Source organism: Scytonema sp. HK-05 (assembly GCF_963872035.1).
Classification (GTDB): Bacteria; Cyanobacteriota; Cyanobacteriia; order Cyanobacteriales; family Nostocaceae; genus Kalymmatonema.
Window position 1 is genome coordinate 1 of record NZ_CAWMYC010000132.1, and the last position, 17,956, is coordinate 17,956.

The window sequence follows — 17,956 nt, forward strand, 5'->3', positions numbered from 1 at the left end:
ATTACTGCGACTTATTGCATTATACTCCAAAATTCCGTTTTCTAGTAATTAGTCTAGTTCCAATTTCTGGCAAAATTCCACAAAATTCAGGTAATCAACTGGTTCCCCCTTGAGGAAGTTCTTGATGGTTGACTCAGAACGCCCCATTTCTGTGGCGAAAGCTTTTTGGCTGGGATAGCCAGAACGCTGGAGAGATGATTTAACTTTTTGAATGTACTCTTGGGCAACTCTAAGCGATCGCGCCATCACTCATCATCGCAAAACTGCTTAGAGTATAGCGGGTTTTACACTAATGTAGAGTGCGAAGTGCGTAACCCAAAAGCACCAATGCACCCCAATACGGTACGGGAACGCCATGTTCATCCCTCAAAGATCCCCCCTAGCCCCCCTTAAAAAGGGGGGAAACTATACCAAATCCGGATCTAATACCCCCTTTATAATTTAGTCCGCGTAGGGGGACGAGCGTTTGTGTGCCCGTAAACTCCCCGATTACGAACATCGCCTGGGCTAAAAGGGGGTTAGAAAAGCGGATTTGGTATTAGCCCCCCTTTTTAAGGGGGGTTGGGGGGATCAAGTCTTATCCGAACCGTATTGCAACGCACTCTACAAAGACTAGCCATCCTGATCTCAACCTAAAATCAACGATAAGTCGTCTCATGCTGAACTGTTGCCCAACTCAGTACTCAACCAACGCCAAATTTCAATAAGAGTGTTGAGTTAAAAGTCCTCAAAATGAAACGCAACTTAGAAATTTGGCAATTTACCTTACCACTTTGTGCAGTGCTCATGTTTACCACAGGAGCTTATACTACCATTCACATGGTTGATGGTCGCTACCGCGTGGAAGTAGCAATCAATATGAAGGGACTGAGGATAAAAACTGATGTGGACAAAAAAGAATGCAAACCTGCGGAAGATAAGATTCAACCGCAGGAAAATCAGCATTCTCAACAGTGATGCAACGAAGTGCCTTAGCGTACCCGAAGGGGGCGCTTTGCGCTCAGCCTGTCCGTAGGGCATATAGCGGTTCTCGTTTGGATGTAGTACGCGTTGTTCACCCCACCCCGCTTTTGGCTTGCGCCAAAGTTCCCCTCCCCGCATGCGGGGAGGGGTTAGGGGCGGGGTTCTGACTGTATTGCAACCAAGAGAGAACCGCCAAGAACGCCAAGATATCTTTGCATCTTAGCGTCTTGGCGCGAAACTCCTACACTGCACAATTCAACGCGCCGGCTTTTTGCGAAAAGCGCGTATTCTCCCGGTAATCAACAGGACAATCTATCACTGCTGGAACATCCTGTGCTAAAGCCTCTTTCAGGATGGGAACAAAATCAGTAGCAGATTCAACGCGGTAGCCTTTGAGACCCATGCTTTCGGCAAATTTGACAAAATCAGGGTTGCCAAAATGCACAAAAGATGACCTCCCTTTGCCAAAGTAATTTTCTTGCTTCCACTCAACTAAGCCGTAGCCACCATCATTGAAAATGAGGGTAACAAAGGGTGTACCAACGCGCAAAGCTGTTTCTAATTCCTGGCAATTCATCATGAAGCCACCATCACCGGTTGCAGCAACAACTTTACGGTTGGGATGCACAAGTTTTGCCGCTACAGCACCAGGAATGGCAATACCCATTGCGGCGAAGCCATTGGAAATGATGCAAGTATTCGGGCTATGGCAGTGATAATGACGGGCAATCCACATTTTATGTGCGCCTACGTCTGAGATGACGATATCTTCTGGTCCCATCACCTGCCGCAAGTCATAAATTAACTTTTGTGGCTTAATCGGAAACCCGTCATCATTGGCATACTCTTCGTAGTCAGCACGGATATTTGTCCTTAAGTTGATAGCGTAAGGATTGGGCTTACCTTCGCGATCTGCAAATTTTAAGATTTCAGAGAGGGAATCAGTAATATCTCCGACAACTTCAACGTTAGGAATATAACTACTATCAATTTCCGCAGGAGTGACTCCAATATGAACAATGGGGATTCTCCCATCGGGATTCCATTTTTTTGGAGAAAACTCAATCAAATCATAGCCGATCGCAATCACTAAATCTGTGTTATCGAAGCCACAGGTGATAAAATCTCGCTGTTGCAATCCCACTGACCACAATGCTAAGGAATGAGTATAAGGAATCACGCCTTTGCCCATGAAAGTGTTGGCAACAGGAATATTCATCTGGTTGGCGAATTGTGTGACAGCATCGCTTGCGCGATCGCGGATAGCCCCATTACCAACTAAAATTATCGGGTTCACTGCTTGGGAAATTGCTGCTGCTGCTGCCCTGATACTGGCAAAAGAAGCGAAGGTTTTTTCAATGTTGTCCTTACGCAAGGGGTAGCCTTCTGCGGGCATGGCGGCAATATTTTCTGGTAAATCGATGTGAACTGCGCCTGGTTTTTCACTTTGTGCCCGTTTAAAGGCTTTGCGCACAAGTTCTGGTGTAATACTAGGGCGCACAATCTGTTTATTCCATTTTGTTACCGGGGCAAACATCGCCACCAAATCTAAATATTGATGCGATTCGATGTGCATTCTATCTGTGCCCACCTGCCCGGTAATTGCCACTAAAGGCGCACCATCGAGGTTAGCATCTGCTACCCCAGTCATCAAGTTCGTCGCGCCTGGACCAAGAGTTGAAAGACAAACTCCGGCTTTTCCTGTCAAACGTCCGTAGACATCTGCCATGAATGCCGCGCCTTGTTCGTGGCGTGTGGTAATAAATTGAATGGAAGAATGTTTCAGCGCTTCTAAAACATGCAGGTTTTCTTCCCCAGGGAGTCCGAAAACGTATTGCACTCCTTCATTTTCTAAGCACTGTACGAGTAATTCAGCTGTATTCATATTTACTATTCCTCTGGGTTGATTGCACCTGATGTGGTTAATTATTTTACCCACACAGTTTTAACATTGACGAACTCATGTATGCCCTGGATACTCAACTCCCTGCCATATCCAGAACGCTTGATACCGCCGAAGGGCAAGCGGGGGTCGGATTTGACCATACCGTTGATAAATACCGAACCTGCTTCGATTTCCTCTACGAGGCGATCGCGTTCTTCGGCGTTTGTTGTCCAAGCACTAGCACCTAAACCAAAAGGTGTAGCATTTGCTAGTTTTATCGCTGCGTCAATATCTGGTACACGGAATAACATCGCTACCGGACCAAAAAACTCTTCCTGTGCCACTGGATTGTCTGGCGAAATATCTGTGAGAATGGTTGGTGGATAAAAGTTTCCCGGACGATCTGATAAAGGATGTCCACCCGTCAAAACTCTTGCCCCACTCTTGACACCAGCTTGCACTTGCTGGTCTAAATCTTTAAGAATATCAGGAGTTGCTAGTGGTCCTAAATCAGTCTCGCTTTGCATCGGATCGCCAATTTTCAGCGCGTGGAATTTCTCTAGGAGTCGTTTTTCAAACTTGTCTGCTATTGTCTCAGCGACGATGAAGCGTTTCGCTGCAATACATGATTGCCCGTTATTCAACATTCTGGCTGTTGTTGCCGTGGTAACTGCTGCTTCTAAATCAGCACTTTCCAATACAATAAACGGGTCGCTTCCTCCCAATTCCAAGACAGTTTTTTTAATTTGTTTTCCCGATGCGGCGGCTAAACTTGCGCCTGCTGGTTCGCTTCCTGTCAACGTCGCTGCTTTGACGCGATCGTCACTCATCAAGTCAGCAACTTTTGCAGCACCTATCAATAGAGTTTGAAATACGCCTTTTGGAAAACCTGCTTTTTGTATAATTTCTTCTATTGCCAAAGCACACTGTGGCACGTTGGAAGCGTGTTTGAGCAATCCCACATTGCCTGCCATCAGCGCTGGTGCGACAAAACGGAACACTTGCCAAAAGGGAAAATTCCACGGCATGACTGCCAAGATTATACCTAATGGCTGGTATTTTACGAAACTTTGGCTTGCATCAGTTTTTACGGTCACATCAGCAAGGAATTCCGCAGCGTGTTCAGCGTAGTAACGACAGACGACAGCGCATTTTTCCACTTCCGCGATCGCCGCTTTAAAAGGTTTGCCCATTTCCAGCGTCATGATCTTGGCAAAATCTTCTTTTTCTTGCTCTAAAATGTCAGCAGCGTTTTGCATCCAGTGCGATCGCTCTGAAAAACTCGTTTTGTGGTACTTTTCAAAAGCCTGTTGTGCCAAATCTAGTTTTTCAGCGATTTCTGCATCGCTTAATGGTTCAAAAGTTTTCAGCAACTCCCCAGTTGCAGGATTAATTGTGGCGATCGCCATACCCTGACCTCCCCGTTAAAAAATTACCAGAGGTAGCATCCATATGTTATATACATCTATTGCGGAAGCTACTTCGCTCATTGTAGTCTTTCAAAAAATGCTAACTCTACTTATATTAAATTTTTGCAATCAAAATTGAAACAAAATATACATAAACCATATGTACTTATGCCTACAATCCCCCCTTGCAAAGTGTGCTTTTCATCAACTCTGCTTGATTTTAGCAGGATGTAGTTGTGTTATTAAAAATAAATTTTACAATTTGATATCTTTTTTTGACTTTTAATTATGAAATTACAGCAAAATCGCGCTTTTGTGTGGACTTATAACCTTCGGACGGCTGTTATCTTAGGTTTGTACACAAAAGCTTTGACTAGGAATGCCGGAGTGTAAGTGAGTCCACCGTGAATTTTGAACAGAGAATTTCCAGATTCCATGACACCCGTACCGAATCTCTCCTTAGTACAGCATTTCATTAATTCGTAATGTTTTTAAACGCACCAGGTAGCGGAGGAACGCGCAAAGGGACGCAGAGTATTGCCAACTTTAATGGTCTACCAGTTAATGAAATGCTTACTTAGTGCATTTTTGTCTGATAAACTTTGACTAATCGATTGATACCTTTGAAGCGATAATCTCCCATTTCTAGGAAGGATGAGGGTTGAGAAAGCATTTGATAAGTGGCTTCACTGACAACGCATTCCCCTGGAGGACAAATTGCTTCCATACGCGCAGCTAAATTAATAGTGGCTCCTAATGCGGTATAATCTACCCTTTGGGAACTGCCGACATCTCCAACGACAGCTTTACCACTGTTAATGGCAATTCGCAATTGCAATGGTTCGATCCAAAAATTTTTGGCGTTGAGAGTTTCCAGACGAGTTAACATACCCTTGGCAACAGTGACAGCGCGATCGGCATGATCCGGTTGTGGTTCAGGAGCGCCAAAAAATGCCATAATGCAATCGCCAATATACTTATCTAAAGTGCCACCACAGGCAAACACCTCTTGCAGCATCTCCTCAAATAAATTGTTAAGCAATTCCGCAACTTGAGTTGGCGTGAACCTTTCTGAAATTGCCGTAAAGCCAACCAAATCCGCAAATAAAATACTAATTTCAGTTTCTTGTGGAGGTAAACGTCCATTTGGCAATGCACCGACAGCAATCAACTGCTGTACAACTGCTGGGGAATGATAGCGTTCGAGTCTTTGGCGAATCACTTCTTCGCTTCTAAGTTTTTCGGCTAGCAGCCAACGTTGTACGCTAGAAGCTACAAGATTTGCTAAAGCCGAAAAAAAACTGAGTTCTTCCTCTCCTTTTTCTACCCAATGGTGAGAAGAGAAATGAGCATCAGCGTAGAGAACACCAACAACCTTATTTTCATCCCACAAAGGCACCGCCATTGCACTACGAATGTCTTTCACCAGAATACTGTTTTCTCCAGCAAACCTTTCATCATTTTGGGCATCAGCGGTTTGAATGGCAACTTTTTCGTCAAAGACTTTTTGGCAGATACTACGGCTAATCCAACTACCATCACTTGGGAGATGTTCTTGATCAGAGATCTTTCTCGTAGCAGCATTCAATAATTCCAGATTGCCACACCCAGAAACATCAATTAATAATGCTAAACGGTCAATACTGTTGAGGTAACGAAACACCACTTGCTGGACTTGGGAGAAAATCTCTTCTATGGAGGCTGCTGCGGAGAGATTCTTGGCTATGTCTACCAAGTCTTTCAGGCGAGCGATCGTTTTGTCTTTGATGCTGATATCACCATCGATGTTATCAGCGAAAATCCATTGCTCTTGCAATTGTTTAACATTGCGAAGAATTGTTTTTCCTGGAGAAACGACTCCTTGCTTAAACGTGGATGATTCAACAGGAGTCAACATGATAACCAGGCACATATCCCCCAGCCAAACAACATCACCGTCTTGCAACTCTTGGGGAGAGGAAATTAGGCGTTCGTTCAATTGAGTGCCGTTTTTGCTGCCCAAATCCTCAATAGTCCACAGACCCGAAGGAGTTTTCACAAGGCGGGCATGGTAACGTGAAACTCCCCCAGAAGGTAAGTATAAGTCGCATTGCGGCAAACGACCGATAGTGAAAACATCTTGATGCACCGTCACGGTTTTTTGGGAATTTCCTTCTTGTAGGCGCAGTTTCAGTTTAGTCATGACTTCTATAAATCCATTCGGGAAGCAGGGAGTGCCAGCATTGCTAACGTAAAGGATATGTTAAGGGTTAAGGCTTAATCCTTCACTGTTTCTTTATGGCACTGCTGATCCCATTCCGACAACTAGGAAAAAATAACATTTTAGCTAGATACAGATACGGAAGAAACATTAGCGGCGCTAGAGAGGCAGCAGCGAGCAGCATACAAGGGTGAAACCTCTGGATGGATGATAGGCACTCGTATTGCTGCTACTGACACAGTACAAGTAGACTGAATGCTGCCGATATGATTTAAATATGAAGTTATTGTCTTTGTTGCGATTTTTACGTTGTCATGGGTAGCTGCCATCACCTGATTGTTGTACATATATTTCTGTAGCAATTATTTCTACAGCAATCCGGGAAAAACTACTTTTTTTTGAAAAAGTCTATTGTGCTGAACATTTCACCTGAGGAAAGCTATACGATGATCGGTTCCTTACTAGACCAGCGTTACCAGGTGGTTGAACTCTTGGGTAAAGGCGGATTTGGTCATACTTACATAGCGCAAGATACTCGTCGTCCTGGGAATCCCACTTGCGTAGTCAAGCATCTCAAACCTGCGACTAACGACCCCGACTTTTTACAAACAGCGAGACGCTTGTTTAGTAGGGAAGCCGAAACCTTGGAAAAGCTAGGCAATCATGACCAAATTCCTCGGCTGTTAGCTTACTTTGAGGAAAACGAAGAATTCTTCTTGGTACAGGAGTTTATCGACGGACATCCGCTGTCTGCTGAGATGTTAAGCGGGAACCGTTGGGAAGAAAGCCAGGTCATTCAACTTCTATATGAAATTTTGCCTGTCCTAGACTTTATTCATAATAATAATGTTATCCATCGCGACCTCAAGCCCCAAAACATTATCCGCCGCCATTCCGACAACAAGCTGGTTCTGGTTGATTTCGGTGCTGTCAAACAGGTGCAGATGTACTCGCTGATGAGTCCAGAACAGCAGTTCAAAAACCAGACAATTGCTATTGGAACTCCAGGCTATATGCCAAGTGAGCAAGCACAAGGTAGACCTCGTCCTAATAGTGATATTTATGCTCTTGGCATGATTGCTATCCAAGCCCTCACAGGCTTGAGTCCCAAGCAACTGGCAGAAGACCCGACAAGCGGGGAAATTATCTGGCAACAATATGCTCAAGTCAGCGATCACTTGGCAGTTATCATCAGCAAAATGGTACGCCCATACTATAAATATCGCTTCCACTTCGCAGACGAAGCCCTGGAAGCACTCGCCTCAATCACCCATCCCAACACACCAACAGCTGTTGCTGGTACCGTCAAGCATGTCCTACGTAACTATTTACGAGAAGGGTATGTGTCAGCAAATAAAGTGATGCAATCACTCCAGAAACTAGCAAAACCTGGTTACACTCCACCAAATAACACAACAATTCCTGACGCCACTCTACCACCTGCATCCCCTGCACAGAGTACGGTGAGAATTGCTCCTGATTCACCCGCCTCACCAAACAGTTCTCCCTCAAGGCTTGGTTCTCTTGATAAATATCGTCGTAAACTGCCATTACTTATTGCCGCAGGCGGCGGTATTGTTTTAGTTGTGTTTAGCATAATTTCTGCAACTCCACCACAGCAGCAACAGCAGCAGCCCTCTCAAGAAACAGCAGATAATAAAATTCCAGAAACAATAGAAGAAAAAACTAAAGTCACAACACAGAACAATACAACTAATCAGAACACAACACAGAACAATACACCTGAAGAAAACAAAGAACAAAACAATTGTTTTGTTGTGACGCAACCTGCAAATCTACGCGCTGTTTCTGGGCGTAGGAGAACTGGAAAAGTTATAAAAGCTGGTACTCAGGTGACAGTTACTGGAAAACGCGATGGTGGCTGGATTGAAATTACTGCTCCCGAAGAGGGTTGGATTTGGGGGAGTCGGACAAAAAATACTTGCAAAGCAAAATGAGCAATTCAAAAGTCAAAAGTCAAAAATTATTCTCCCTCATCCCCCTGATCTCCCCCATCTCCCTCATCTCCCTCATCTCCCTCATCTGGGTTTATTCTGGTGGTAATTCTAAAGGAATTGGACCGAGTGAACCTTTACGAAAATCTGTGAGTAGTGTACGTGCAGTTTTTTCTACATCGCCTTTGTAACGATACTCTGCCAAAGCGTGCAAGTATGCTTCTCCTGTCAGAGGTGTGGGGTCGAGTGTGTAACGCGATCGCAAAGGATGTTCTGGTAAAAAATCAGGATCATTGGTCTGACCATCTTTGATTATATCTACTAATGCCGCTGCTACCTTTTGATTGTCGTAAGATGCTTCACCAATATCGTCACAAATGGCTAACTTCAATGCTGCTTCTTGATTTTCCAACTTAGCAGGGATGACACCTGGAGCATCCAGCAATTCCAGTTCCTCGGAAATTCGCACCCAACGCAATTGGCGAGTTACCCCAGGACGCGCTGCACTTTCCACTACTCGCCGTCCCAGCAAACGGTTGATTAAAGCTGATTTGCCAACATTCGGAAAGCCAATCACCACAGCACGGACTGCACGGGGTAACATCCCGCGACTTTTCCGACGTTCATTAATTGCCACCCCAGCAGCTTGTGCCGCTTTTGACACCGCAGCCACACCTTGACCTTGTTGAGCATTGGTAAAATAAGGCACTTCACCCTGACTCTTGAACCACTGTGTCCACACTTGTCGTACTTGCGGCAAAATTATATCTAATCGATTTACCACCAACACCCGTGTTTTGCTTCCCACCCACTCGCTCATTTTGGGGTGATGTGTTGCCAAGGGAATGCGGGCGTCGCGTACTTCCAATACGACATCGACAACTTTGAGATGTTCTTTTAGGTTTTTTTCAGCTTTAGCAATGTGTCCTGGATACCATTGAATGATGTTTAGTTTATAGTTTTGAGTTATTGACATTTGTTCTTTGTCCTTTGTCGTTTGTCCTTTGTCAAATGACTCAGGACTATTGATATTGTGTAGCGAACTGATAAAATAATATCTGTGGGCTGTGCTTGCAAATTGTAACCCAGCATTGGTAATGAGTAGGTTACAGTGCCCCTTTTGTCATTCCATTTCTTGCAAAAGTCATATAGAAATATTTAAAACCACAGATGCACACAGATTAACACAGATAAATCATCTGTGTGCATCTGTGTCCATCTGTGGTTTCATTTTCATTCTTCTTACAGCAGTTTTCACGTATTTGAACCACACTGTAAGGGCACAGCAATGCTGTGCCCCTACGGCAAATGTGGTCTATTTAAGTAAGTCGGCGCAAATAATCATCACTGGTTTGTAGTAGCGCTTTAGCGCTGTTCGCGCAGCGTGGCGTCAGCCATAGCGCTACTACGAGCCAAATACAGAAATTTTACTTTTCTTTACATAGTTTGGTTTTTTCTTGCCGACTTACTTACCCGAAAATAGCTGTAACTTTGGTAAGAGGCTTATTGTAGAACTTTAGCCATATAGTAGCGCAAACACACACCCTACTTTGATTGATGTAGAATTATCCGATTACCATCTGGGTCATAAGCGTATATTTCCCTACCGTGGGAAGCAGTGATAATTGCTCCTGGTGGCGGATAGCCCAATGCGGTAAGCTGAGCGATCGCACTTTCTAAGTTACTGACCTCTAAACACAAACTCATCTTACTTTTAGCCGAGTTTTCAAATTCCGAAAAGTCTGTCTGTTTTGGTTTAAAAATACCTAATTTCAAACTAGCAAATTGAAACTCAGCATAAACATTTGGGATGTAAGTAGTTGGCTCTATACTTAGGAAATGAGTATAGAAACCAACTAAGGTTTCAAGATGAAAAGTTGCCAGGGTAACGATAGCTTCAGTAAATTGAAAAGTCATCTGAACGATGAACTATGAATTAACGCTCTCAAATCATAACCATCAAAATCAAGTTATTTATCTTTTTCTGACAGCTGCCAGAGTTGGATTTCGTAACACAGATGCTGGTCAAAAATTGTGCGTGCTTCTAACCCCTCAACAATCAGCTTTTTAAGCCAGCGGTTAAACATCCAGCGCCCGATTGCATGCAACGGTGGGACAGCGATCGCCACCAAATCGGCAATATACTTGATAGTACTCAGCCCAAAAGTGCGGAAGGTTCCTATACCCAAGTCAATCGTTGGCGCAATCTGCGCTGAAATATCCTCAGCTTTAACTAAATTGAACCCAGCTTGCACCAATGCATCATGAAGAACACTGCCGACATGACAATTGGAAAAGATGCCCTCATGGTATTTGGCATCAACGCGGAGCATATCGGCAAGCAGCAGGTAGCCACCACGGTTAAGCAGACGAGCGGCACCTTGAGCAATGTCATCAGCAGCCATATACTGGCTACTTTCGCTGAAGAGGATGAGGTCGTAACAGTGGGTTCCCTGGAAATCTTCAAATCTCGTTAAGTGGAACGGTGCTTGACCGTTGGTCCGCTTCACAAACATCTCTTGCTGAAACGGATCGGGTGCCAATCCCTCAACAGTGAAGCCACGCTCTTGGAGGTAGGCAGCATTGCCACCAATGCCAGAGCCGACATCAAGCACGGTTTTTATTCCCTCTGGGATGAAACTTACAAGTTTGGCTGCATAAGCTTCCTGAGCGGTGCGTAGCTGCGCAATAGTCAGCTCCTCGCCAGAAGCAGGTACTGGCTCCCAATAGCCATAATGCAGATAGGGTGAACCTGAAAGTTCCAGATAATAATTGAGCGCAGCATTTTGGTAGCGCGTCGGTTTAGGAATATCAATTAACTTTGGTTGAGGCATGAGTGACTAGGGTGTGTTCAGCGGCAGACTCAAAACAGTGAACAGTTATCACTGATAACTGATAACTGGTTGAGCCAAGGTACGGGTATTAGCGTAGCATTTTGTTAGAAACGTCCACTAAATCTGCATTCCAATCGGACTGGAGCATACATCATGTTGATAGCAGTGTCATTGTACCCACCAGCAGGTGGCGGGTACAAAGGGGGGATGCGGACGCAGTGCCATAGTGGCACGGTACTAGTTTGTTGTGCTAACTGCTGTTGCCGGTTGATGTTGAATATCTCTGTCTGGATCACCCAACTCGCGCAAAGTGCTTGCAAACTCTAGCAGAATGCCATCAGGGTCGAAGAAATAAACAGAGGAAATAAATGTAGTTTCGTCAACTTCTGGAACATAACCACTCTTCACATCTGCGTGGTGTAAAATAGGTGTCACTTCGACACCTTTGGCAACGAGTTTTTCTCGGTACTCCTGAAGTTTTTCAAATGAAACTTTAAATGCCAAATGGTTTAATGAGCCGTGTGCTGTAGTTATATTACCAGTTCGCCAAGCATCTGGGCTAACGGACGCTATACCAGGAGCCGCTTGTGGTGCTTGTGGGAACCAGAAAAAAGCGATCGCCTCTCCATTGCCAATATCAAAGAAAAAGTGCTGTCCACCATCCGGTAGGGCGATCGTTTTGATTAACTTTAGACCTAGCGTATTGGTGTAAAAGTCCACAGTGCGTGCCATGTCCTTACACACCAAGGCAATATGATTTATTCCTTGCAGTTGAAACTCATTCATTGCTATCACCTGTTTTCAAAAAAGCTTATTCTTTCTAAACCAGTGTAGACATTGAACCGTTCCCCTCGCAAAAATCCAATTAAGGTAATCCCAAATTCCTTTGCTACAGACACTGCCAAACTGCTAGGCGCAGAAACAGAACAGACAATCGGAACACCCGCCGTTGTACACTTTTGCAAAATTTCAAAGCTTGAGCGCCCGCTGACCATCACTATATAATTACTTAATGGTAACTGCTCACTCAGCAAAGCGGAACCTATCAATTTATCTAAAGCATTGTGACGCCCTACATCCTCGTGTAAGTTCAGTAGGTGTCCTTGGCTGTCAAACAAAGCCGCTGCATGCAAACCCCCTGTAGCATGGAACACACCTTGATTCGCCCGAAGCTTATCTGGTAAGGTGTAAATCATCTCAGCAGTCACGATAAGTTCTGAAACAATAGCCGCACAACCCCCCAAACGCAAAGCTTCAAGACTCGCCTTACCACAAACTCCACAGGCACTACTGGTATAAAAGTGTCTTTCCAATGGCTGTAAATCTGGATTCAATCCCTCCCGAAGGCTAACATTTACAATGTTGTAGCGTTGCTCACCTTCTACCGACTTATCCACGCAGTAACTCATACGTTGGATATCTTCCCGGCAGCTAATAACTCCCTCACTGTAGAGAAAACCAGCAGCCAGTTCAAAATCTGCCCCTGGTGTGCGCATGGTAACGGCTATTGTCTTTTGGGAAGAGACAAGGCGAATTTCCAAGGGTTCCTCGGTAGTCAGTTGGTCTTGTCGAGAACGGATCTTGCCATTTTCCACCACCCAGGTGGTGGTTTTGGTTTTACTGCCAGTTCGCGTATTCATAAGCGGCGTCGCCCTTTAACTTGCATAAAATTTGAGAAACCCCTTGTGGAATGGGCCGCACAGCCCGTCCAGTTAGTGCAAATTAAATGCACATTAGCTTACTCCTATTAGGCATCTGCGAAAATTGCAAATTCTGGTTTCTGTGATCGTGCTGGCATTTCACGAGCCTAATATGCGTCAGTATACAGAGTTTGCAGCCAGTGGATAACACATCTGTGCTGTTACTCAAATAACACAGCACAGATGTTCTCAACGCTTAATTCCCTTAAACCGTTCTTTTGCTGACTCAAAGGCTTCTTGCATCACAGACTGAATTTTTTGGGGATCAGGTTTCTTGCCCCCCATTAAGTCACCAAAGTAAACACAGGACCCCTCGCCCAGTGCCCAGGTGTAGGCGGCTGCCCAGGAAGCAGCTATCACACTGCCGAAACCTGGCACGAATTTGAGTAATTCACGTCCGACTGCCCGTGCTAAGAAGCCACTGGCGATCGCACTGACAACACCCCCCGCCTGCGATGGAGTCAGCGTCTGTCCATACAATTTTCCCAGCACCCCTACCATCGAGACTTGCAATGCTGTGAGTGCTGGCATCGTTGCAAAGGGCAAGGGCACAGCTGCGAGCGTCGCTGATATGATGGCAAATACCAAAATGTAACGGCGTCCAACATCCCGGTAAAGATCACCGATTTGTCTGCCAGTGTCCTCATCTAATAACTGATAAATCGCCCGCGCTTCGGCTTCGGGGAGTAGATCTGCCAAGATATCCCTCAGCGCCTCTAAGCCATAAAACACAGGATTGTAGCCATCCTCTTCCAGGGTAAAGTCAATCAGGACAGAGCGATCGCACAGTCCTGCAAAAGCTTGCTGCATTGCAGCGAATGCTCGGTTGACTTCTTCATAATCTGGTGGATATGCCGGATGATCGGCTGTACCGGGAGGATACACCTCATGCAAGCAAGTCACTGCTAGCAGACAGGGAATATCTGGATATTTCTCACGCAGCCCAGCCGCAATTTGTCGCAGTGTGTCAGTCGCAAAATCATTAATTTTGACCGTCAGAATCAAGATTTTGGCGTGACGGTTCTTTTGTTGCAAATCGCCAACGAGTTCCTGAGTGATCACCTGAGTGTCCTGGTTCACATCTCCCAATCCAACCGTATCTGTAAAAATGAGTAACGGTAGGTCGCCCGAAGGGTAGGCGTAGCGCTGGGTGTGTTGTGTGTGGGGACGAAATCCCTGCCCCACAATCTCCGCAGAAACTCCTGTCAGTCCCCGCACAATTGAACTTTTTCCGGCTTGGGGCTTACCAATCAACAAAGCTTCTGTGGTTGGCAGTTCTGCTCGAACTCTCTCCAAAATCTCTGCAACCTGATCTTCGCTGACGCTAAACCATTTCACAACCGTCTGTGCCACTTGCTCTGTTGGTAGAAGTTGCGTCAAGCGTGCTGTTGCGTTATTCCAAACACCACCAATGCGGCTTGTCCAGGAATCATCGACCGACTTGAGCGTCACATCATCCGTCGGTTCACTAAACTCTTGAGAATCAGCCGACGATGAGTCAACATCACGTTGTTCAGTCATGGGCATCCAAAAGGTAGATCTTATTCTAACTAGACTTTGTCTATCATTCAGGACGTTTCATGGGGTTTACCATTGAGATTGTTATACCCAAAAGTTCCTCACACCCACGTCCCAAAGAACTTCCTATTCGCCAATCCCTTGACCAAGCATAAGCTTTCAAGCTCCTACACCGTCAGCTTATCTTTGGGCAACTTTTTGGCTCTACTCTCAAATTTTACCGCACGCTCCCTTCGGGTACGCCGAAGGGCGTAAGTTCCTCCGGAAGAGGTACGGACTTACAAACCAGGCTATGCCAACACAAATCAAATAGGATTGCTATACTCACTTACAAGAGCTATACAAAAAAATGCAAATTCCACTTTGAGCAAGTCTTGTTTGCTGAATATTTTGTTTATAACCTGAAAAAGGTAAGGCTATATCTTTACATTGGAAACTAATCCACGTTCCGCTGAAGTTTTGCCTAGAAGAATCCTGCTCAAACTCAAAAGTGAAACTTGAAAAGTCTTAAAAATCATTTATGATATTATGATAATAATATTATATTTTTTATATTTATTTTTCATAAAAGCTGGTACAAGCGAATGTATTTATTTGTTTATGAAGTGTATTTTTTTATGGAGAAAAGGAAAAGAAATACAACATTATTCAAGCAACCAAGTTCTATCTGTAGGGAAAATAGTTTTTAGTTATTCATTTTTAATTTTGAATTAAGCCTAAGCGCAAAGCGTGCCGCAGGCATACACGTAGCTTCTGCGTACGAGAAGGAACTTGAACGATAGGCATCAAGCGAGTCCTAAGCGAGTTGTGCTTACGCTACACTTCAGCTTTACTCTTGTGCAGGAGGCACGCAACGCTCCCGAATCAGAATTATTAAGAGAATTTGATATTAAGTGTGAGCAGTTACTTCTAAGTAGTTAAATTTTAGTAACATAATTTTACTTTCAGTTACAAAAACGAGTATATGGCAAAGATATATGTAAAAAAATGATGAGATTACAGAAGTCAAACGAGAGCAAAATTTAGGATCGATGCATTCATCCACCATTTCATGAAACCTACCTTGAAAATTAGAGCATTAGTCATCGGAATTTGCTTGAAGGGACCCTCGCTTATATGCCAGTAAAACAAACTGGGAGAGGAAAACAAAAGCTGGATATCAATTCACATCTTGCACGACCTTGCCAACAGATGCTACATTGAATAAGAAAATTTGTATGAGTGATTTGACTGAAAAAAGTGCCATTTTAATCGTTGATGACACTCCCACCAATTTAGAAATACTGTTCGATTTTTTAGCTGACTCTGGGTTTACAGTTTTAGTTGCAGAAGATGGCGAAAGTGCGATCGCACGAGCAGAATATGCGCCACCCGACCTGATTCTGTTGGATGTACTCATGCCGGGGATAGACGGTTTTGAAACTTGCCGGCGTCTGCAAGCTAATGACTCAACAAAAGATATTCCGATCATTTTCATGACCGCACTTTCGGAAACAGTGGATAAGGTCAAAGGCTTGAGTCTTGGTGCAGTCGATTACATCACCAAACCGCTTCAGCACGAAGAGGTTTTAGCCCGTATTGAACTCCATCTGAGGATTGCAAACCTAACTAAGACACTTCAACAGCAAAATCTGCGTTTGGAGGTGGAAATTTCGGAACGCACACGGGTAGAGGAGAAACTGCGCGAACAAGCTGCGCTACTCGATATCACGACAGATGCAATTATTGTTAAAGACTTGGACAACCGAATCCGTTTTTGGAACAAAGGGGCTGAAAATTTATACGGATGGAAGGCAATAGAGGCGATCGGCAAAAATATTAATCAGCTTCTGTATCCCAACCAAATATCTCAACTGCAAAATATCCAGGAAAGTTTAGCTGAGTGTGAATCGTGGCAAGGTGAGTTGACTCAGATACACAAGGAAGGTAAAGAGATTATTGTTGCCAGCCGGTGGACTTTGATGCGCGATACTGATGGGCAACCTCAATCAATTCTTACGGTCAACACTGACATTACAGAGAAAAAACAACTTGAAGCACAGTTTCTCCGGGCGCAGCGACTGGAGAGCATTGGCACACTTGCTGGCGGTATTGCACATGACCTGAACAATATACTGACTCCAATTCTGACGGCAGCGCAACTGCTGCAGCTAAAACTCCCCAATACTGATGAGCGGAGTCAGCACATGTTTCAGACAATAGAAACTAACGCTAAACGTGGGGCGGGTTTGGTCAAGCAAGTGCTACAGTTTGCACGCGGAGTCGAAGGTAAGCGCACGATTGTGCAAGTCAGTCACTTGTTCTCGGAAATTCAGCAGATTGTCCAAGAAACATTTCCCAAATCCATCGAATTTTCCACGAATATAAAGTCAGACCTTTGGGCTGTTGTTGGAGATGCCACACACTTACATCAGGTGCTGATGAATCTAGTCGTCAACGCTCGCGATGCCATGACAAGCGGCGGGACTCTAAGTATCTGTGCCGAAAACGTATTCATTGATGAACACTATGCCCGGATGAATCTTGAGGCAAGCGTCGGTCCTCATATCGTGATAACTGTTGCAGATACAGGAGTTGGTATGTCGCCAGAAATAGTGGATAGAATATTCGAGCCGTTTTTCACCACTAAAGATTTTGGCAAAGGTACAGGGCTTGGTCTTTCTACCGTGAGGGGCATCATCAAAAGCCACGGTGGTTTTGTAAACGTGTACAGCAAGTTCGGAAGAGGAACTGAATTTAAAGTATTCTTGCCAGCAGTGGAGGCAACAGCAACGCCGCTTGCAGAAAACCTCGAACTACCAACAGGAAATGGAGAATTGATTCTGGTTGTGGATGATGAAGCCCCAATTTTAGAGACGACCAAAATCTCGTTAGAAACTTACAATTACAAAGTGTTGACAGCCAGCGATGGTATTGAGGCGCTCGCACAGTATGCCCAACACAAAGATGAAATTAGCGTGGTGTTGGTGGATATGATGATGCCATCGTTGGATGGAGCAGCCACCATTAGCGCATTGCAAAAAATGAATTCGCGTGTGTTGATTATTGCTGTCAGCGGTTTGGTAGCCAGGGATAAACTGGCGGGGACTAGGGGAGTCAAAGCATTTCTTTCTAAGCCCTACATGACAAAGGAATTATTGCAAGCTTTACACAGCATTCTTTACCAGAAATCGAGAAACCCAGCAATTCATTAACAACTATTTGAACCAAAAAGTTGAGCGCAGTCCCCCGATGAGGATTTGTGAAAAAACAAGAACCCCGACTTCTTAAAGAAGTCGGGGTTCTGAATAAGGTCAATTTATGCGCTTACGCGCAGGCACTTTCACACAAATGAAATAGGATTCCTATAGAAGGATGGGGAATTTCGCGGAATTCAGTTAAAAATTTCATATTTCCGCGCAAAAATATGAAGAAATTGTAAAAACTTTGGATTTCGTCTAGGTATTGTTGAAAAATGTCATTTCCGTGATGTTAACATGACTTGACGCAATA

At 44.5% G+C, this 17,956-nt stretch carries 14 protein-coding genes; 3 read left to right on the forward strand and 11 right to left on the reverse strand.

Annotated features, from left to right (window positions below; all coding sequences use genetic code 11):
• Positions 1-48 precede the first annotated feature (48 nt).
• Complete coding sequence (locus tag AACT52_RS29350; protein ID WP_096549419.1) at positions 49-246, reverse strand: hypothetical protein; 198 nt, start codon at positions 244-246, stop codon at positions 49-51.
• A 486-nt stretch (positions 247-732) separates the two neighbouring features.
• Between AACT52_RS29350 and AACT52_RS29355 the strand changes: the two genes are divergently transcribed.
• Positions 733-957: a hypothetical protein gene (locus AACT52_RS29355; RefSeq protein WP_073634349.1), complete on the forward strand. Its 225-nt coding sequence runs from the start codon at positions 733-735 to the stop codon at positions 955-957.
• 247 nt (positions 958-1,204) lie between these two features.
• Here AACT52_RS29355 and AACT52_RS29360 read toward each other — a convergent pair whose 3' ends face one another.
• From AACT52_RS29360 to AACT52_RS29375, 4 genes are all read right to left on the reverse strand, one after another.
• Positions 1,205-2,848, reverse strand: a complete 1,644-nt coding sequence (locus AACT52_RS29360; RefSeq protein ID WP_073634350.1) for an acetolactate synthase large subunit — start codon at positions 2,846-2,848, stop codon at positions 1,205-1,207.
• Between the two features lie 41 nt (positions 2,849-2,889).
• A complete protein-coding gene (locus AACT52_RS29365; RefSeq protein WP_073634351.1) occupies positions 2,890-4,257 on the reverse strand; it encodes an NAD-dependent succinate-semialdehyde dehydrogenase in 1,368 nt (455 codons plus the stop codon).
• Between the two features lie 577 nt (positions 4,258-4,834).
• Entirely contained in the window at positions 4,835-6,439 is a 1,605-nt protein-coding gene (locus AACT52_RS29370; RefSeq protein ID WP_073634352.1) for an adenylate/guanylate cyclase domain-containing protein, read from the reverse strand.
• 140 nt (positions 6,440-6,579) lie between these two features.
• Entirely contained in the window at positions 6,580-6,804 is a 225-nt protein-coding gene (locus AACT52_RS29375; protein WP_143172908.1) for a hypothetical protein, read from the reverse strand.
• A gap of 99 nt (positions 6,805-6,903) precedes the next feature.
• Here AACT52_RS29375 and AACT52_RS29380 point away from each other — a divergent pair, with 99 nt between their 5' ends.
• Complete coding sequence (locus tag AACT52_RS29380) at positions 6,904-8,415, forward strand: serine/threonine protein kinase (RefSeq protein ID WP_073634353.1); 1,512 nt, start codon at positions 6,904-6,906, stop codon at positions 8,413-8,415.
• A 91-nt stretch (positions 8,416-8,506) separates the two neighbouring features.
• Here AACT52_RS29380 and ylqF read toward each other — a convergent pair whose 3' ends face one another.
• From ylqF to AACT52_RS29410, 6 genes are all read right to left on the reverse strand, one after another.
• Positions 8,507-9,388, reverse strand: coding sequence for a ribosome biogenesis GTPase YlqF (gene ylqF / locus AACT52_RS29385; RefSeq protein WP_073634354.1), 882 nt, complete (start codon positions 9,386-9,388; stop codon positions 8,507-8,509).
• Positions 9,389-9,957: 569 nt separating this feature from the next.
• A complete protein-coding gene (locus AACT52_RS29390) occupies positions 9,958-10,329 on the reverse strand; it encodes a glyoxalase (protein WP_073634355.1) in 372 nt (123 codons plus the stop codon).
• A gap of 53 nt (positions 10,330-10,382) precedes the next feature.
• Positions 10,383-11,246 carry a class I SAM-dependent methyltransferase gene (locus AACT52_RS29395; RefSeq protein WP_073634356.1) on the reverse strand — a complete coding sequence of 288 codons (864 nt, stop codon included), beginning with the start codon at positions 11,244-11,246 and terminating at the stop codon, positions 10,383-10,385.
• 237 nt (positions 11,247-11,483) lie between these two features.
• Entirely contained in the window at positions 11,484-12,032 is a 549-nt protein-coding gene (locus AACT52_RS29400; RefSeq protein WP_073634357.1) for a VOC family protein, read from the reverse strand.
• 5 nt (positions 12,033-12,037) lie between these two features.
• Positions 12,038-12,886 carry a formate dehydrogenase accessory sulfurtransferase FdhD gene (gene fdhD / locus AACT52_RS29405; protein WP_073634358.1) on the reverse strand — a complete coding sequence of 283 codons (849 nt, stop codon included), beginning with the start codon at positions 12,884-12,886 and terminating at the stop codon, positions 12,038-12,040.
• A gap of 249 nt (positions 12,887-13,135) precedes the next feature.
• A complete protein-coding gene (locus AACT52_RS29410; RefSeq protein ID WP_073634359.1) occupies positions 13,136-14,467 on the reverse strand; it encodes a YcjF family protein in 1,332 nt (443 codons plus the stop codon).
• A gap of 1,214 nt (positions 14,468-15,681) precedes the next feature.
• Between AACT52_RS29410 and AACT52_RS29415 the strand changes: the two genes are divergently transcribed.
• Positions 15,682-17,658, forward strand: coding sequence for an ATP-binding response regulator (locus AACT52_RS29415; protein ID WP_073634360.1), 1,977 nt, complete (start codon positions 15,682-15,684; stop codon positions 17,656-17,658).
• The last annotated feature ends 298 nt before the right edge of the window (positions 17,659-17,956 follow it).